Origin of the sequence: Pseudomonas sp. UBA6310 (genome assembly GCF_002438225.1) — a bacterium.
Classification (GTDB): Bacteria; Pseudomonadota; Gammaproteobacteria; order Pseudomonadales; family Pseudomonadaceae; genus Pseudomonas_O; species Pseudomonas_O kuykendallii.
On record NZ_DJTK01000004.1, the window covers coordinates 1 to 16,899 of the forward strand.

General features: G+C 68.2%; 19 protein-coding genes and 1 pseudogene. 8 read left to right on the forward strand and 12 right to left on the reverse strand.

Annotated elements, in window-relative coordinates; genetic code table 11:
* Positions 1-539, forward strand: a 539-nt coding sequence (fpr, locus tag B3E91_RS00820) for a ferredoxin-NADP reductase (RefSeq protein ID WP_287027934.1), incomplete at its 5' end; no start/stop codon positions are given.
* 87 nt (positions 540-626) lie between these two features.
* On the opposite strand, the gene tsaA is transcribed toward fpr, so the two are convergent.
* Together tsaA and B3E91_RS00830 are read right to left on the reverse strand one after the other, a co-directional pair.
* The gene (gene tsaA / locus B3E91_RS00825; protein WP_287027935.1) at positions 627-1,313 is read right to left on the reverse strand and encodes a tRNA (N6-threonylcarbamoyladenosine(37)-N6)-methyltransferase TrmO; all 687 of its coding nucleotides are present in this window, start codon (positions 1,311-1,313) and stop codon (positions 627-629) included.
* 27 nt (positions 1,314-1,340) lie between these two features.
* Positions 1,341-1,535, reverse strand: coding sequence for a hypothetical protein (locus B3E91_RS00830; protein WP_287027936.1), 195 nt, complete (start codon positions 1,533-1,535; stop codon positions 1,341-1,343).
* A gap of 167 nt (positions 1,536-1,702) precedes the next feature.
* Between B3E91_RS00830 and B3E91_RS00835 the strand changes: the two genes are divergently transcribed.
* The 4 genes from B3E91_RS00835 to B3E91_RS00850 all read left to right on the forward strand — a co-directional run bounded on the left by B3E91_RS00835 (position 1,703) and on the right by B3E91_RS00850 (position 4,024).
* Positions 1,703-2,632: a hypothetical protein gene (locus B3E91_RS00835; RefSeq protein WP_287027937.1), complete on the forward strand. Its 930-nt coding sequence runs from the start codon at positions 1,703-1,705 to the stop codon at positions 2,630-2,632.
* Between the two features lie 14 nt (positions 2,633-2,646).
* Positions 2,647-3,447, forward strand: coding sequence for an SIR2 family NAD-dependent protein deacylase (locus tag B3E91_RS00840; protein WP_287027938.1), 801 nt, complete (start codon positions 2,647-2,649; stop codon positions 3,445-3,447).
* Positions 3,448-3,535: 88 nt separating this feature from the next.
* Positions 3,536-3,697, forward strand: a complete 162-nt coding sequence (locus B3E91_RS00845; RefSeq protein ID WP_273231825.1) for a hypothetical protein — start codon at positions 3,536-3,538, stop codon at positions 3,695-3,697.
* A gap of 99 nt (positions 3,698-3,796) precedes the next feature.
* Entirely contained in the window at positions 3,797-4,024 is a 228-nt protein-coding gene (locus tag B3E91_RS00850) for a hypothetical protein (RefSeq protein WP_273231828.1), read from the forward strand.
* On the opposite strand, the gene pdeM is transcribed toward B3E91_RS00850, so the two are convergent.
* The 7 genes from pdeM to B3E91_RS00885 all read right to left on the reverse strand — a co-directional run bounded on the left by pdeM (position 3,977) and on the right by B3E91_RS00885 (position 13,779).
* On the reverse strand, positions 3,977-4,687 hold the full coding sequence (gene pdeM / locus B3E91_RS00855; protein WP_287027939.1) for a ligase-associated DNA damage response endonuclease PdeM: 711 nt from the start codon (positions 4,685-4,687) through the stop codon (positions 3,977-3,979). The genes B3E91_RS00850 and pdeM overlap by 48 nt on opposite strands.
* A 46-nt stretch (positions 4,688-4,733) precedes the next feature.
* Entirely contained in the window at positions 4,734-7,301 is a 2,568-nt protein-coding gene (locus tag B3E91_RS00860) for a ligase-associated DNA damage response DEXH box helicase (RefSeq protein WP_287027940.1), read from the reverse strand.
* Between the two features lie 121 nt (positions 7,302-7,422).
* On the reverse strand, positions 7,423-9,165 hold the full coding sequence (locus tag B3E91_RS00865) for an ATP-dependent DNA ligase (protein ID WP_287027942.1): 1,743 nt from the start codon (positions 9,163-9,165) through the stop codon (positions 7,423-7,425).
* 28 nt (positions 9,166-9,193) lie between these two features.
* Positions 9,194-10,207: a ligase-associated DNA damage response exonuclease gene (locus B3E91_RS00870; protein ID WP_287027943.1), complete on the reverse strand. Its 1,014-nt coding sequence runs from the start codon at positions 10,205-10,207 to the stop codon at positions 9,194-9,196.
* Positions 10,208-10,320: 113 nt separating this feature from the next.
* On the reverse strand, positions 10,321-12,858 hold the full coding sequence (locus B3E91_RS00875) for a penicillin acylase family protein (RefSeq protein WP_287027944.1): 2,538 nt from the start codon (positions 12,856-12,858) through the stop codon (positions 10,321-10,323).
* Between the two features lie 225 nt (positions 12,859-13,083).
* Positions 13,084-13,278 (reverse strand): SEC-C metal-binding domain-containing protein, encoded by a 195-nt coding sequence (locus B3E91_RS00880; protein WP_273231842.1) that lies wholly within the window; start codon positions 13,276-13,278, stop codon positions 13,084-13,086.
* Between the two features lie 6 nt (positions 13,279-13,284).
* A complete protein-coding gene (locus B3E91_RS00885; RefSeq protein ID WP_287027945.1) occupies positions 13,285-13,779 on the reverse strand; it encodes an LEA type 2 family protein in 495 nt (164 codons plus the stop codon).
* Between the two features lie 113 nt (positions 13,780-13,892).
* Here B3E91_RS00885 and B3E91_RS00890 point away from each other — a divergent pair, with 113 nt between their 5' ends.
* A complete protein-coding gene (locus B3E91_RS00890) occupies positions 13,893-14,435 on the forward strand; it encodes a hypothetical protein (RefSeq protein ID WP_287027946.1) in 543 nt (180 codons plus the stop codon).
* On the opposite strand, the gene B3E91_RS00895 is transcribed toward B3E91_RS00890, so the two are convergent.
* The gene (locus tag B3E91_RS00895; protein WP_282339706.1) at positions 14,436-14,903 is read right to left on the reverse strand and encodes a YchJ family protein; all 468 of its coding nucleotides are present in this window, start codon (positions 14,901-14,903) and stop codon (positions 14,436-14,438) included.
* A gap of 4 nt (positions 14,904-14,907) precedes the next feature.
* Positions 14,908-15,405 (reverse strand): DUF6231 family protein, encoded by a 498-nt coding sequence (locus B3E91_RS00900; RefSeq protein WP_287027947.1) that lies wholly within the window; start codon positions 15,403-15,405, stop codon positions 14,908-14,910.
* A 424-nt stretch (positions 15,406-15,829) separates the two neighbouring features.
* On the opposite strand from B3E91_RS00900, the pseudogene B3E91_RS00905 reads away from it, so the two are divergent.
* Both B3E91_RS00905 and B3E91_RS00910 read left to right on the forward strand, forming a co-directional pair.
* Positions 15,830-16,186 (forward strand): annotated as a pseudogene (locus tag B3E91_RS00905) (OmpA family protein); the annotation flags it as partial.
* A gap of 156 nt (positions 16,187-16,342) precedes the next feature.
* Positions 16,343-16,609, forward strand: a complete 267-nt coding sequence (locus B3E91_RS00910) for a DUF1145 domain-containing protein (RefSeq protein ID WP_287027948.1) — start codon at positions 16,343-16,345, stop codon at positions 16,607-16,609.
* Between the two features lie 3 nt (positions 16,610-16,612).
* Here B3E91_RS00910 and B3E91_RS00915 read toward each other — a convergent pair.
* Positions 16,613-16,899: CopD family protein (locus B3E91_RS00915; protein ID WP_287027949.1), on the reverse strand; the 287-nt coding region annotated here is incomplete at its 5' end.

A 16,899-nucleotide genomic window follows, 5' to 3' on the forward strand; every position in this document is an offset into this window, starting at 1 on the left:
TGCAGCACCTCAAGGAAGGCGACGAGCTGATCGTCAGCCGCAAGCCCACCGGCACCCTGGTGCTGGACGACCTGCTGCCCGGCAAGCACCTCTATCTGCTCAGCACCGGCACGGGCCTGGCGCCCTTCATGAGCGTGATCCAGGACCCGGAGACCTACGAGCGTTTCGAGAAGGTCATCCTGATCCACGGCGTGCGCTACGTGAACGAAGTGGCCTACGAGCAGTTCATCACCCAAGAGCTGCCGGAAAACGAATTCTTCGGCGACGCGGTGCGCGAGAAGCTGATCTATTACCCCACCGTGACCCGCGAACCCTATCGCAACCAGGGTCGCCTGACCGACCTGATGCGCAGCGGCAAGCTGTTCAGCGACATCGGCCTGCCGCCGATCAACCCGCAGGACGACCGCGCGATGATCTGCGGCAGCCCGAGCATGCTCGACGAGACCAGCGAAGTGCTGAACAGCTTCGGCCTGAAGATTTCCCCGCGCATGGGCGAGCCCGGCGACTACCTGATCGAGCGCGCCTTCGTGGAGAAGTGAGTGAGTCGATGTGAAAAAGCCCGCCTTCCGGCGGGCTTTTTTGTGGGTGCTTTTCCCGGCGGTCTTGCGAGGCGCCGCTGGGAAAACTCAGCTGACCTGCAGCACGCGAATGGTCCCGGCCTGCGGGTAGTGCCATTGCACGTCGACGTCCCACAGCCGCGCCCCGTAGCGGCGTTCGGGCTCGGGTTGCTGATAGGCCGGGCGCGGGTCCTGCGCCAGGCACTGCTCGATCAGCTCCACCAGCGGCTCGCCCAGGCGCAGGGCATGTTCGCGGGCTTCCTCCAGCGCCAGGTCGTTCCACTGCACCGGAATGGCGGTCGGCGGGGTCGGCGCGATGCCGTTGCGCGCCTGTTCGATGCTGTCGGCGTAGGGCACGTAGGGCTTGATGTCGAGCACCGGCGTGCCGTCGAGCAGGTCGATGCCGGACAGCCACAGGCGCCCGGTTTCGATCCTGTCCAGCTTGACCACCGACTGGCCGATGCCGTTCGGACGATGCGTGGAGCGGCTGGCGAATACGCCGATCGAGCGGTTGCCGCCCAGCCGCGGCGGGCGAACCTTGAGCCGCGGCTGATCCTCGAGCGCCTGGTGGAAGAGGAACAGCAGCCAGACGTGGCTGACCTGCTCCAGGCCGTCCAGGGCCTCGGGCTTGTCGAAGGGCGGCAACAGTTCCAGTACGCCGCGTGCGGCCGGGGCCAGGTGCGGCTGGCGCGGGATGGCGAACTTCTCCTTGAAACAGGAGTGAACGTAGCCGATGGGAGAAACCTGATAAGACATCGTCGAACTCGTCGCGGGTTGCGGCCCTCAGGGCTTGCAGGCCGCGTTGCGGAAGGGACCACTGACCCGCTGCCAGTTCGGCGCGGGGCTGTGCTGGGCACAGACGCGTCGCTCGCTGTCGGCGCTCTGCCACCAGTACCAGGGCGCTGGCGCGGCTATCGCGGCGACGCTCCAGCCGCAGGCAAGAAGCAGTAGCGCGGCGAGGAGGGGGCGTGAACGCATGGCGGGTTCCGGGTTTGAGTAAAGCAGACGCGCAGGATAATGGCTGCGGCCAATCGCGCCAACCGCGCGCGGGGAGTTCATCGCGGAGCGCCCCGCGCACTGCCGCGGCCCGTTGAACTGGTCTAGGATGCGGCGCTGCCCGCCCGATCACTGACGGAAAAAGTGCCATGCCCGAACTGCCCGATGCGCACCAGGAAGCCTTCGCCCGCCACCTTGCCGACCTCTGGCCGAGCGTCGAGGCGGCGCCGCGGCTGCACGGCTTCCCGATCAGCCGTCATCCGGCCTGGAAGCAGTGGCGCTTGCTGGCCGGCCAGCAAGCGACGAGCTGGTGGTGCATCTCCCTCGAGCAGGCGCAGCGGCATTACTCCTGGACGCAGCGCGAGTCCGGCGAGCCGTTCGAGGTGTTGGCCGCCGGTTTGCGCGCGGCGCTGGACGAGGGCGACGAGTCGGGCGCCCGGCATTTCTGCCTGGCGATCTTCACCTGGGGCGGCGTGGCGAAGAAGCCGAACGACGGCTCGCGGCTGTGGGTCGAGCGGCAGTTCGCCGATGCCACGCTGTGCCGTCAGACGCTCGCCGCGGTCGCCCTGCTGCAGCCGGGTTCGATGGCGTCGCTGGCACGTTTCGATGGCGCCGACCTGCTGATGAACGCGGCGATGACCAAGGTCTACGCGGCGGCTTCGCCGGCGTCGCTGATCATCTATGACGGTCGTGTCGGGGCCGCGCTCGGGATGCTCGCCCGGCGCCTGCTGGCGGCGCAGGGTACGATCGGTGTGCCGGCGTCGCTGGCGTTCCGCTGGGGCGCGGCGCAGACCAGGCCCTACGATTCGCGCAACCCGTCGCAGGCGAGCTATGCGTTCCAGTCGCTCTACCAGCAGTCGCGCCGCGCCGAGCGGCATCCCGACCGGCTCTGGGCGGAGCTGGTGCGCGGCAGCTCGACGCTGCTGCTGCGTGCGCGCGAGTTGCTGGCCGGGCGCGGCATTCGCGCGAGCCTGGGCGACTTCGAGCAAGCGCTGTTCATGCTCGGCTTCAACGTGCGCTATCCGCTGCACGACGAACCCCGTGCCGGGGCCCAGCGCCTTCCGGCAACCTGCGCCTGACCAAGGAGCCCAGCATGACCTCGACCTGGCATTTCGATCCCACTCCCGGCGCCGTCAACCGACTGCCCGAGGCCGTGCTGGAAGCCGTGCGGTCGGCGCAGCGCGCGGTGGTGTTCGGCGGCGCCGGCATGTCCGCGGAAAGCGGTATCGCCACTTTTCGCGATGCCCAGAGCGGCGCGCTCTGGTCACGCTTCGATGCCGAACAGCTGGCCACGCCGGAGGCCTTCCTGCGCGACCCGGAACGGGTCTGGGGCTGGTACGAATGGCGCCGCATGCAGGTGCTGCAGGCACGCCCGAACGCGGCCCACCGGGCGGTCGCCGAACTGGCGCAGCGCCTGCCCCAGCTGCGCGTGATCACGCAGAACGTCGACGACCTGCACAAGCGCGCCGGTAGCCGCGAGGTGCTGCATTTACACGGCAGCCTGCACCAGGCGCGCTGCTTCGACTGCGCGGCGGCGTACTCGCTGGACACCATGCCCGACGAACCGGAAGGCGGGCGGTACCTGGCGCCGCCGCGGTGCGCGCGCTGTGGCGGACCAGTGCGGCCGGGCGTGGTGTGGTTCGGCGAAGGACTGGATCCGCAGGTGCTGGATGCCGCCTTCGCCGCCGCCGGTGCCTGCGACCTGTTCCTCAGCGTCGGCACCTCGGGGCTGGTGCATCCCGCGGCCCAGTTGCCGGACGTGGCCCGGCAGCAGGGCGCAACGCTGCTGCACGTAAACCCGCAAAAGCCCCAGGGCGTGTCCGGCGAGGACGTCTGCCTGCTCGGCCCCGCCGGGCAGATCCTGCCGCTGCTGCTGCACCAAGCCTGGGGCTGAAGCGCCGTCCGGCACCCGGAGGGAATTCGCGAGGGGCTAGCGGGCTCTCATGCAGTGAGTGCCCCATCCATCGTTGGAGGTAGAAACCATGAATAGCCCGCACAGCGAACGCGATCCGCATGCGATTCCCGCGCCCCTGCTGGCCGGTGGCGTTCCCGGCGACCCCGAAGAACCCGGCCTGCCGCCGACGCCGAGCGAACCCGGCGAGCCGACGCTTCCCGACCAGCCGCCGCCGATCCCCGTCGCCTAGCGGGCCGGCCACGAACGGGCGAACTGTGCGCGTTGGGTGGGTCTAACCCACTCATCACGGTGACCCCGTTCCGAATTTCGCTCATGAGGAGGGCAGCGCATGGCGCAATGGACCATCAGCTATAACAACGACAACAACACCTCGACCCTGGACATCGAGTCCGCCGACAAACCGACCATGGAGCAGGCGGTCCTCGAGGTGCTCGAATGGGCGTCCCGCAACCTCGAACGTGGCGAGTTCGGCGATGGCGAAGAAAGCAGCGCCGAGCCCGCCATGCGTCTACTCAACGACTACGGCATCACCATCACCGGCATCGCCGCCCGCTGATCCCTCTCCCGGCAGCGCCCACACGCCGCCGTCGCCCACCAGGTAGAGCCTGGTTCCCGGGGCGGCGGCAACGTCCATTCCGCCGGTGAAACTGCCGAATGCCGGCAGCACGCTCACGCGTTCGCCAATCTGGAAACACGGCAGCCGCAGGCTGAGCCGACCACGCCCGCGCAGCCGATGCACCGGGTGCAGGTGGCCGGCCAGGACGTGATGGCTGGGATGTGGGTGAGATTCGTGCTGCAGGGCGAAGGGGCCGAGCAGCAGCGGCTCGGCGACCACCTCGATGTCCAGCTCGGCGGGCGGATCACCGGCGCGGCGGTCGTGGTTGCCGCGGATCAGCGTCATCTCCAGCGCGGCATGCGCCCGGCGCCAGTCGGTCAGCGCGGCGAGGGTGGCCGGGGCATGGGATTCCGGGGCGTGGAGGAAGTCGCCGAGAAAGACGATTCGCCGGCTGGGATAGCGCGCCAGCAGCGCGTCGAGACGCGCGAGGTTGGTTTCGGTGGTGCCGTGCGGCACCGGTTGGCCCAGCTTACGGTAGGCGGCGGCCTTGCCGAAATGTGCATCGGCGATCAGTAGCGCCTGCTGCGCCGGCCAGTGGATCGCCTTGTCGCCGAGCAGCCAGAGTTCGGCGCCGGCGAGGGTGATCGGCAGGTGTTCGGTCATCGGTTACAGCCTTTCGTTCATGCCTGTCGGTCGTTTATGTGGCCGCTCATTCGCCGGCCTTGCGCTTCTTGCGCGGTGTGCCGTCCTTGCGCGAGCGCGGGGTTCGCGGCCGTGCGGTTTCGCGCTCCACCTCGATGCTGTCGCTGCGATAGCCGCCCGCGCCGGCGGCCTTCTCCAGGTCTTCGACCATGCGGCGGATGCGATCGGCGAGTTTTTCCGAACTCATGCTCTCGCGCATGCGTTCCACCAGCAGCGGAAAGCCCAGCGGCGTCGGCCGCTTCACCGGGCGAATGTCCAGGCGCCGGGTCTGCAGGCGTTGCAGGGTCTGTTCCAGGCGCTGCACGTCCAGCTCCTGACGCAGCACTTCTTCCTGGGCCTGGCCGAGCAGCAGGTTGTCCGGGTCGTACTGGCGGAACACGTCGAAGAACAGCCCGCTGGACGCCTGCAACTGGCGCGCGCTTTTCTGCGCGCCGGGGCGCCCGGCGAAGACCAGCCCGGCGATGCGGGCGATCTCGCGAAAGCGCCGCCGCGCCAGCTCGCCGGCGTTGAGGCTGCCGAGCACGTCGTGCAGCAGGTCCTCGGTGGCGAACAGCTCCGCCGTCAGCCAGCGCGTCCAGTCGACCTCGGTCGCCGAGAGCAGCTCGAAGCCGTAGTCGTTCACCGCGATGGAGAAGGTCACCGGGGTGCGCCGGGCCAGGCGCCAGGCCAGCAGGCTGGCGAGGCCGAGGTGAACGTGGCGGCCGGCGAAGGGGTAGAGGAACAGGTGCCAGCCCTCGCGCGAGCGCAGCACTTCGGCGAGCAGGCTGGTTTCCGTGGGCAGCGCCGACCAGTCCAGCTGCACCTGCAGCAACGGCTGCACCAGGCGCATCTCGGCGCTGGCGTATTCGCCGCGCGAGGCCGCGCCGAGCTTTTCCACCACGGCGTCCGCCAGTTCGCTGGAAAGCGGCATGCGCCCACCGTTCCAGCGCGGCACCGCGGCCTTCTTGCTGGTGGCGCGGCGCACGTAGGCGGTCATGTTCTCGACCCGCACCAGTTCCAGCAGGCGACCGGCGAAGAGGAAGCCGTCACCGGGGCGCAGGCGGGCGATGAAGCCCTCTTCCACCGAGCCCAGCGAGCCGCCGGCGCCGCCGCGGGTCCAGTATTTCACCGTCAGGCTGGCGTCGCTGACGATGGTGCCGATGCTCATCCGGTGGCGCAGCGCCAGGCGCCGGTCGGGCACCTGCCAGAGGCCATCCGCGTCGGGCTCCACGCGCTGGTAGTCGGGGTAGGCCGTCAGCGATTGGCCGCCGTGGCGGACGAAGGCCAGCGCCCAGGCCCATTCGTCGTCGCTCAGGGCGCGGTAGGACCAGGTCTGGCGGACTTCGCACAGCAGTTCATCAGGCCGAAAACCGCCGCCCAGCGCCATGCTCACCAAGTGCTGGACCAGCACGTCGAGCGGCTTGGCCGGCGCCTCGCGACCTTCGATGCGCCGCGCGGCGACGGCGTCGTGGGCGGCGGCGGCCTCGACCAGCTCCAGCGAATGGGTCGGCACCAGGGTCACCCGCGACGGCCGGCCGGGGGCGTGGCCGGAGCGCCCGGCGCGTTGCATCAGACGCGCCACGCCTTTCGGCGAACCGATCTGCAGCACCCGTTCCACCGGCAGGAAGTCCACCCCGAGGTCGAGGCTGGAGGTGCACACCACGGCCTTCAGCGAACCGTCCTTCAGGCTCAGCTCGACCCAGTCGCGCACCTCGCGCGACAGCGAGCCGTGGTGCAGGGCGATCAGGCCCGCCCAGTCCGGGCGGGCTTCGAGGATCGCCTGGTACCAGATTTCTGACTGCGCGCGGGTGTTGGTGAAGACCAGCGAGGTGGCGGCGGATTCGACCTCGGCGACCACCTGCGGCAGCATCCGCAGGCCCAGGTGCCCGGCCCAGGGAAAGCGCTCGATGGCCGGCGGCAGCAGGGTATCGACGCGCAGCTCCTTGGCCGTCTCGCCCTGCACCAGGCGACCGGCGCCCGGCGCCAGCAGCACCTCCAGCGCGTGGGCCTGATTGCCCAGCGTGGCGGAAAGGCCCCAGACGATCAGTTGCGGGTTCCACAGGCGCAGCCGCGCCAGCGCCAGTTGCAGCTGCACGCCGCGCTTGTTGCCGAGCAGCTCGTGCCATTCGTCCACCACCAGCATGCGCAGGCCGGCGAAGGTCTGTCGGGCGTCGGCGCGGGTCAGCAGCAGGGTCAGGCTTTCCGGCGTGGTCACCAGCGCGCTGGGCAGGCGGCGACCCTGGCGGGCGCGCTCGGCGCTGCTGGTATCGCCGGTGCGCAGGCCGATGCTCCAGTCGATCTCCAGTTCGTCCAGCGGCGCCTGCAGGGCGCGAGCGGTGTCGGCGGCGAGGGCGCGCATCGGGGTGATCCAGAGCACCGTCAGCGGCGCCGCCTTGTCGCCGCGTTTCGCCGGGGCGCTGCGTGGTCTGGCGAAATGGTTCAGCGCCGCGAACCATACGGCGTAGGTCTTGCCGGCGCCGGTGGTGGCGTGCAGCAGGCCGGAGTCGCCGTCCTTCACCGCGCGCCACACGGTCTGCTGAAAGGGGAAGGGCTTCCAGCCCCGAGCGGCGAACCAGCGCGCGCCGAGGCTGCTCATACCGGACGCTTCGCGGCGTCGGTGCGCGCGGCGCACCCTACGGTTGTCGTGCGCAGCGCGGCTTCGGCTCCCGTAGGGTGCGCCCTGCGCACCGTGGTCGGACTCAACCGAGCGGGCGGCCTCACCCGAGCAGCTCCCGCAGGCTTTCCAGGGTGTCGGCCTCATCCACCGGCTTGTCGTGGCGCCAGCGCAGCATGCGCGGGAAGCGCACGGCGATGCCGCTCTTGTGCCGGGAGCTGGCGGCGATGCCTTCGAAGCCGAGCTCGAAGACCAGGCTCGGGGTGACGCTGCGTACCGGGCCGAACTTCTCCACGGTGGTCTTGCGCACGATGGCGTCGACCTTGCGCATTTCCTCGTCGGTGAGGCCCGAGTAGGCCTTGGCGAAGGGCACCAGCTTGCGGTCGGGATCGCCCGGCGCGCCGTCCCAGACGGCGAAGGTAAAGTCGGTGTAGAGGCTGGCGCGACGGCCGTGGCCGCGCTGGGCGTAGATCAGCACGGCGTCCACGAAATAGGGGTCGATCTTCCACTTCCACCAGGTGCCGACGTCCTTGGTGCGGCCCACGCCGTACTGGCCGTCACGGGCCTTGAGCATCATGCCTTCGACGCCCAGTTCGCGGGAGGCTTCGCGTTGGCGCGCCAGGTCGGCCCAGTCGCGGGCCTCGAGGCGCGGCGAGAGCATCAGCACCTCCGGGCCGGCGGGCAGGCCGTCGAGCAGATCGCCCGCGGTGGTTTCGGCCACCAGCGCCTCGAGCTGCGCGCGACGCTGCTGCTGCGGGTGCTGGCGCCAGTCCTCGCCGCGCCACTCCAGCAGGTCGTAGGCGAGCAGCGCCACCGGCGCCTGTTCCAGCACCTTGGCGGTCAGCGTCTTGCGGCCGATGCGTTGCTGCAACAGGGCGAACGGTTGCACGGCGAAGCGTTTCAGCGCTTCGCTGCCGGCCGCCGCGGTATCGCTCGTCGGCGTATCGGCGAGCGCTTCGGGCGCGCCTTTCCAGACTACGATCTCGCCGTCGATCACCGTGCCATCGGGCAGGCGCGCGGCCAGTGCCTGCAGTTCGGGAAAGCGCTCGGTCACCAGTTCCTCGCCGCGCGACCAGACCCACAGCTGGCCGTCGCGCTTCACCAGTTGCGCGCGGATGCCGTCCCACTTCCACTCCACCAGCCAGTCTGCCGGCGCGCCGAGCTGGGCGTCGAAGTCTTCCAGCGGAAGTTGCAGCGGGTGAGCGAGGAAGAACGGATACGGCTGGCCGCCGCGCTGCGCGTGCTCGTCGGCGGATTCGGCGGCGATCAGCGCGCGATAACCTTCGGCGCTTGGTCGGTGCGACAGATCGGTGTAGCCGACCAGCCGTTGCGCCACGCGCTTGGCGTCGAGGCCGCCGACTCTTGCCAGCGCGCGGGTCACCAGCAGTTTGGAGACGCCGACGCGGAAGGCGCCGGTGATCAGCTTGATGCAGACCATCAGGCTGCGCCGGTCGAGCTGCGCCCAGAGCCGCGGCAGGCGCTCGGCCAGCTCTTCCGGCGGCAGGCCGCGCAACGGCAGCAGCCTGTCCTGCATCCACACGGCGAGCCCTTCGTCGGAGCTGTGCGACGATTCCGGCAGCAGCAGCGAAATGGTTTCGGCGAGGTCGCCGACCGCCTGGTAGCTCTCCTCGAACAGCCATTCCGGCAGCGCCGCCGCCTGCATCGCGGTCTCGCGCAGCAGCCTGCTCGGCACCAGCTGGCGCGGCCGTCCGCCGGAAAGGAAATACACCGCCCAGGCGGCATCGGCGGCGGGCACCTGCTGGAAGTAGAACTGCATGGCGGCGAGCTTGGCATTGTTCGAGGTGGTGGCGTCGAGCCGCGCGTAGAGGTCGGCGAAGGCTTTCATCGGCGCGATTCCGCCGTGGCGCGGGCCTTCATGTCGGCTCCGCCGCGCTGTCGTCTTCCTCGCCGTATTCGGTCTCGAAGCCCTGGGCGTCGAGACCCTTCTGTTCGCGCAGGTAGCGCACCAGGACCGCCACCGAGCCGTGGGTGACCATCACCCGCTCGGCGCCGGTCTGCTCGATGGCCCACAGCAGACCGGGCCAGTCGGCATGATCGGAGAGCACGAAGCCGCGGTCGACGCCGCGTCGGCGACGGGTGCCGCGCAGCATCATCCAGCCGCTGGCGAAGGCGTCGGAATAGTCGCCGAAGCGGCGCATCCAGGTGCTGCCGCCGGCCGACGGCGGAGCGAGGACGATGGCCTGTTTCAGGCGCGGGTCGTTCTTCTTCAGGTCGCCGGCGTAGAGCGTTTCCGGGATGCGGATGCCGGCCTCGCGATAGACCCGGTTGAGCGGTTCCACCGAACCGTGGGCGACGATCTGGCCGATGCTTTCGTCCAGCCCGTGGAGAATCCGCTGGGCCTTGCCGAACGCATAGCAGAACAGTACCGAAGGGCGGCCGGCGGCGGCGTTTGCTCGCCACCAGTCGTTGACCTCGGTGAAGATTTCCGCCTGCGGCTGCCAGCGGTAGATCGGCAGGCCGAAGGTCGACTCTGTGATGAAGGTGTGGCAGCGCACCGGCTCGAAGGGCGCACAGGTGCCATCCGGTTCGACCTTGTAGTCTCCCGAGGCGACCCAGACTTCGCCGCGGTACTCCAGGCGCACCTGCGCCGAGCCGAGCACGTGGCCGGCGGGATGGAAGCTCAGGGTGACGCCGTGGTGTTCGAGGCGCTCGCCGTAGGCCAGGGTCTGCAGCGGCATGTCCGCGGCGATGCGCGAACGCAGTATGCCTTCGCTGTCCGCGGCGGCCAGGTAATGGCCCATGCCCCAGCGCGCGTGGTCGCCGTGGGCGTGGGTGATCACCGCGCGCTCGACCGGGCGCCAGGGGTCGATGTAGAAGTCGCCGGGGGGGCAGTAGAGTCCTTCGGGGCGGGCGATGACGAGGTCCATGGGGCTCTGCGCTGACGGGCTTGTCAGTTTGGAGCGACGGCGACGCGGCGAAGTTCGCCGCCTTGACCGGCGGCGCACCCGGCGAAACGGGTGCGCACGCCGCTATCCGCGGATCATTTCGCCGGCAGCAGGTAGAGGCTTTTGTTGCCGTAGGCGCGGTCGAGGTTTTCCGCCTTGAACGGGAAGGTCTGGTACTGCGCCTTGAGCCAGGCGTCGATGCCGTCCGCGTAGTTCTTGCTGGCCGGGTTGCCGGATTGCCCGGAGCTGTTCACGCCCATCAGCGGCTCGTCGCGGCCGAAGTCGACGACGATGCGCATGGCCGGCACCAGCCAGGTGTCGAAATCCGCGCCCCAGTGGTAGGCGGAGACGTTCAGCGTGCTGTGGTCGCCGCCGGCCATGTACGGGCCGCGGTCCAGATAGCCCTTGATCGCATCGACCTTGGCGCGCTCGCCGGCGGCCATGTACGGCGCCATCTTGCTGGCGTCGCTGGCGAAGGTATAGGTGTGCAGCTTGCCCCACTGCCAGGCGCTGCGGTCGCTGCCGAGCTTGCTTTCGGTGAAGGTGACGGCGGCGGCCAGGCTGCGCGCGAGGATCGCCGGCTTGTCTTCCTTCTGCGGCGTGTTGACGTCATCCCAGAACGGGCTGTCGACGCGGCCGAGCAGATGGTCGGCCTGCGCCGAGTAGGAGGTGTCGGCGGTTTGCACCAGGGCTTTCCAGGCCGGGCTGGTCTCTGGGCCGAGCTCGTCGAGGAAGGTCTGCCGCGCGCTTTCGTAGAGGAAGGCCTCGTACAGCGCGGCGTCGGCCGAATTCGCCGCCAGTTTGCCGTCGAAGGCGCGCAGGCGATCCAGCGCCTCGCGCGCCTTGCCGCCCTGGTCGGCGGGCAGGGCGTCGATGGCTTTCTTCAGCGGTCCGGCCATCAGCGGCTCGTCGAACATCGCCTTGAGCTTGGCGGCGAACGGCGTGGTCTGGTCGTACTGCATGGCGACCATGCTCTGCGCGTCCTGCTTGCCGCGCCCGGCGAGTTCGGCGATGCGCTCGGCGCGCTCCGGGTAGTACCAGGAGTTCGACAGCTGCACGCCGTAGCCGCCCTGCACGGTGCGGTTGTTGGCGGTGCCCAGCCAGCCCTGCGGCGGGTCCTGGTCGTAGGGGAAGAGCATCGAGTCGGCATAGCCGTCCCAGCCGTAGCGGTCGTCCCAGCCCGGCGAGGGCATCAGGCCGCGGCCCAGGCGGCGGTTCGGGTAGCGCCCGGTGACCTGCCAGCCGATGTGCTCGGCGTCGGCGAAGACGATGTTCAGCGCCATCGCCTGCACGCCGCGGGCGATGTCGAAGGCCTGCTCCACCGACTTGGCGCGCGACAGGTCGAAGAATGCATCGAGGGTCTTGTCGCCGTCAGGCTGGACGCTCTTGAGCGCCAGCCCGTAGCCGCTGGAGAGCTGCAGCGGTTGCAGCGGGGTCTTGCGCTCGCCCAGCACGCTGTTCAGCAGCGGACCGTTGCGCGTCTCGTAGATCGTTTCGCGGACCGGCTTCTGGCCCTTGATGAAGAAGGTCTCGCTGCGCTCGCGCGCCGGCTGCCATTTGCCGTTGACCTGGTAGTAGAGGCGGCCGCCTTCCTTCTTCACCTTCTCCAGGAACAGGTCCTGGTTGTCGCCCATGACCATGGTCATGCCCCACGCCAACTTGCCGTTGAAGCCGGCGACCACGGCCGGCACGCCTGCGATGGACACCCCGGCGGCGTTGTATTTGGGCGAACGGATCTGCACGAAATTCCACAGCGACGGCATCGACAGCGGCAGGTGCGTGTCGTTGGCCAGCAGGCTCTTGCCGCTGCGGCTCTTGTACGGCGCGATCGCCCAGTTGTTGGAGGCGGCGACGCCGAGCATGTTCAGGCTGGCGACCTGTTCTGCGGCGGTGTCCACGGCGGCGAGGCCGGGAATGCTTCCGGCGAGGTTGAGGCCCTTGAGCTTGTCCGCTTCGTCGAACGGCAGCGGCTCGTCCGGGTAGGTCGGCAGCAGCCAGGCCAGCTTGTCGCTGCCGACCTTCTGCGCCAGCACCAGCGAATCGATTTCTTCCTGCAGGTTCACCGCCAGGCCGAAGTTCAGCAGGCAGAACACCAGCACCGAGTCCTCTGGCTTCCAGTAGGCCGGTTTGTAGCCGGATTCGGCGAGGTCCATCGGCAGCTTGTCGCGGTAGCGATAGAGGTAGGCATTGACCCCGCGCGAATACACCTCGAAGAACTGCTTGAGGCGCGGCGAGGCGTTCTTGTAGAGCACCTCGGCGCTGGCGCGCAGGTTCACCGCGCGCATGAAGCGGTCGATCTCCAGCGCGCCGGGGCCGGCCATCTCCGACAGCCGTCCTTCGGCCATCAGGCGCATGCCAACCATCTGGCTCAGGCGGTCGCTGGCGTGCACGTAACCCAGCGCGAACAGCGCGTCATGGAAGTTGCCGCTCTCGATCAGCGGCATGCCCAGCGGGTTGCGCCGCACCACCGCGCTTTCCGCCACGCCCTTGATGCGCAGCACGCCCTGGTCGGGCGCCACGCTGTCGGCGTAGCGGCTGTCGAGCAGGGACTGGCAACCGGCGAGGCCGAGCAGGGCGCCGAAGCCCAGGCCAAGGGACACACCGGTCAGCGGACGGAACAGGCGAAAGCGCATGCGAAAAGCCTCTTGCAGCGAAGACGATAGGAAGAGGTGAAGGGCGACCTGGGTTTCGGCCAGCCTAGCAAAGGCGCTGGCGACCGGCGCGGCAACGCGCCGCGAAGGCGAGCTAAGGTAGTGAGCGACGCGGCGGCTGGCAAGGGGCGCGCGGGGCAAATTCAGCGTGGTGCGGGTGGGCTGGAACCAGGCGGGCAGCCGGGGCGACGGCTGCCCGGAAGCGCCTCAGGCGCCGTGGCACTTCTTGAATTTCTTCTCGCTGCCGCAGGGGCACGGATCGTTGCGACCGACGTCCTTCAGCGGATTGCGCAGCGGTTCCTGGTGCGCGTGGCCGCAGTCGGGACCGTGTACGTGGTGGTGATGCTCATGGTCATGGTCGTGGTTGCAATCGGGACCATGGACATGCGGTTCTTGGGACATGGAAAGCTACTCCGGTAGGTAATCGCCGGGGATTATCTCGCCTATGCGCAGAACCTGCACGTTGCGGGAGAACATTCCCGTCTTCACCTCGCCCTTGAGGCGGTAGCGGATCGGCGCATCCGGTTCCTCGAGCATCTTCACCATGCCCTTGACGTGCCGCCAGAGGTTGGTGCGCACCGGGATCTCGAAGGTCTGGTGGCCATGCGCGGGCACGCTGACGTGCTTGTTGAACTCGCCCTCGGTGAGCGGGATGTCGTTCAGGTAGATGTCGTAGATGAGGCCGCGCACCGACAGGCGAACGTCGTTCGGGTTGTCGATCCTGAAGCGCAGCGTGAAGCGTTGTTCCAGCAGACGCGCCTTGACCACCTCGACCTTCACCAGGCGGACCTCAGGGTCCTTCAGGTGGCTGGTGAACCAGGTCGAGCAACCCACCTGACTGGCGCTCAGGGCGAGCAGTGCCAGAAGGCCGAGAATTCTTGCTAGGTAAACCTGGGGAAACATGCCGGTACTCCGATTGACGGCTGAGTGTAACAAGCAACTGCTTGGCGGCAATCGGTTGTGGAGGGAAAAAAAGCTGCGCCATACTGGAAACGGTTTTTACAGGAGTTTCACCCATGAGGCTTTACGAGATCGCTTTCAGCGGCCGATTGTTGCCCGGCGCACAACCCGATGCGGTCAAGGCCAACCTGGCGCGTCTGTTCCAGGCCGACGCGCAGCGCATCGCGTTGCTGTTCTCCGGTCGGCGCATGGTGATCAAGAACAACCTCGACGAGGCGGCGGCGGAAAAGTACCGCGTCGCCCTGGAGCGAGCCGGCGCGCTGGCCGAAGTCAGCTCGATGGAAGTGGACGTCGAGGAAGTCGAAATGGCGCCGCCTCCGCCGATGCCGGCCGCTGCGACGCCGGCTGAGTCCGCGCCGGCGCGCCGGCTGCAGGTGGCACCTCGCGACGAGTACATGGCGGCCTTCGTCGACGTCGAGGCGCCGGATTTCGGTATCGCGCCCATCGGTGCGGACCTGCAGGACCGCAAGCCCGAACCGCAGGCGCCGGCGGTCGATCTCTCCGCGCTCAGCCTGGCACCGGTCGGCAGCGACATGGGGCAGGCCAAGGCGGCGCCCGCCGCCCCAGCCCCGGATGTCTCGCACATCAGGCTGATGTAATCAGAAGAAACCCGCACAGCACTTCTTGAATTTCTGCCCGCTGGCACAGGGGCAGGGATCGTTTCGTCCCGCGTTCAGCGGCACGCCCGGGTCGATGAAGTACCAATGGCCGGCGTTCTGCACGAACGCCGAGCGCTCGTGCTGGGCGTGTTCGCCCTGGCCGTCGTGCCAGCGCGCGACGAATGTCACGAAGGCATGTTCGGGCTGGCCGCCGAGCACCTCGCTGCTTTCCACCTGCAGACCCAGCCAGGTGCTTTGCGCGCTCCAGGCCGCCATTGCGCCGCGGTCCAGCGCCGACTGCTGGGCGGGGAGGGTGGTCGCGACGAGGTAATCGATCAGCCCGAGCACATAGGCGCTGTAGCGACTGCGCATCAGCTGCTCGGCGCTCGGCGCCGGCGTTCCGCCGTGGTAACGACCGCAACATTCGATCAGCAGGCTGCCGCTGCCGCAGGGACAACTGGGACTCATGGCTTCACCACCAGTATTTGCCGAAGTTTTCCGGGTTGGCCCAGAACCGCGCATTCAGCCAGTCCGGGACCTGCTTGTAATCATGGAGATCATAGGTGAACAGGGTCAGAACCTGCTCTTCGCGGCGGAACCGTTCGCTGGCCTGCATCCCCAGCGAATAGAAGTCGGTGGCCTGCCAGTCGCAGGCGGCCAGGTCGACCAGCACGGCCAGCCGATGGGCATTCAGGTTGCGGATGCCGCCGAGCAGTTCCAGGCCGCTGCGCTTGGGCAGATGCTCGAGGCAATCGGCGACCACCGCCAGTGCATAGCGCTGCGCTGCGATGGCCGCCGGCAGCGGGCCGGGGGCCACATAATCTATCTGGCAGCTCGGGTGCGTATCGCGGTAGGCTTGCAGCGCTGGCAGATCGCTGGCGCCAGCCAACAGCAGGCGTTCAGGGGACTGGCTTTCCAGTAATGCAGCCAGGGCTTGTTGGGGTGTTCGTTGCGAAAAGCTTTCCGTCATTGGGGAACCTCAGCGTGAAGCAGAGAGACTAACGTCTCGAACCCTCATGGCACAGGGCCAGTCGCCCACGCCTGGCGGACTTATAAAAGCGTTGCCATCCAAAGTGTCGGCATACGATCCGATTCTTCCAAGGAGACTTCACATGAGCATGTTAAGGAAAGCTGTACCGCTGGTTCTGATTTCCGGCGTTCTGACCGGTTGTGCCGGTGTACAGAAATCCGACTGGCCGATGTGCGCGGCTGTCGGCGGCGTCACCGGTGCCGCTCTGGGCGCCATCGAAAGCAGCGCTTACGCTGGTTGGGGCGTGCTGGTAGGCGGCGCGACTGCTGCAGCCTATTGCTGGGTCCACGGTCAGGGTGAAGAAACCGTCGCCTACGTCGAAGAGACCCCGGCTCCGGCACCCGCTCCGGCTCCGGAACCGGCTGCTGAAGCCGTTCGCGTTGAACTCGACGTGAAATTCGACTTCGACAAGTCCACCGTGAAGTCGGAAAGCATGGGCGATATCCAGAACCTGGCCGACTTCATGAAGCAGTATCCGCAGACCACCACCGTTGTTGAAGGCCACACCGACTCCGTCGGCACCGACGCCTACAACCAGAAACTGTCCGAGCGTCGCGCCAGTGCCGTTCGCGACGTTCTGGTCAACAAGCTGGGTGTTTCGGGCGCTCGTGTCGAGTCCGTTGGCTACGGCGAGTCGCGTCCGGTTGCCGACAACGCAACCGAAGCCGGTCGTGCCATCAACCGTCGCGTTGAAGCCGCTGTGGAAGCCGAAGCCAAGTAATCTTGCGCCGAGGCCACGCCGACTGAGGTCGGCGTTCCAGAAAAACCCGCTTCGGCGGGTTTTTTTATGCCGCGGGCAATGCCTTCGCCGAGGGCATCGGCTAGCATCCCGCCACGCGTGGCGGCCACCGTCGCGAACACTCGGAAGGAAGGTTGGATGAAACTGTTGAGCCTGCTGGGCAAAGCCATCGTGCTGGTGTTCTGGCTGGTGCTGCTGGTGAACCTGCTGCAGCCCTTCGCCGCGCCGTTCGCGCTGCTGCTGAATCTATGTGGCGTGCTCTTCCTGGTCGCGCACCTGATCGAGATCCTGGTGTTTCGCGCGCGCCTGCAGGGCCGTCCCAAGCCCTGGTCCGATCGCCTGCAGATCATGCTTTTCGGCGTGTTCCACCTGCTGGCGCTGCGTCCGGCCAAATCGGCCGGGTGAACGTCAGAAGCTCGGCCGCGCGGCGACGACCGCCACCAGGGCCAGGCCGAGCAGCAGGTTGATACCCACCAGGCGGCGAATCTTCCCCAGCGCCGCGCCACCCGCCGGCCAGTCCTCGGCATCCACCGCCTGGCGCAGCGCCGGCAACTGCAGCAACTGCACCCGCAGGAACAGTGCGAGCATCGCCAGGTACAGGCCGATCATCACGTGCACATAGCGCGGCGCGGTCTCGAAGCCGGTGAAGCGCAGTTGCAGCAGGCCGATGCCGCTGACCGGCAGGATCAGCACCG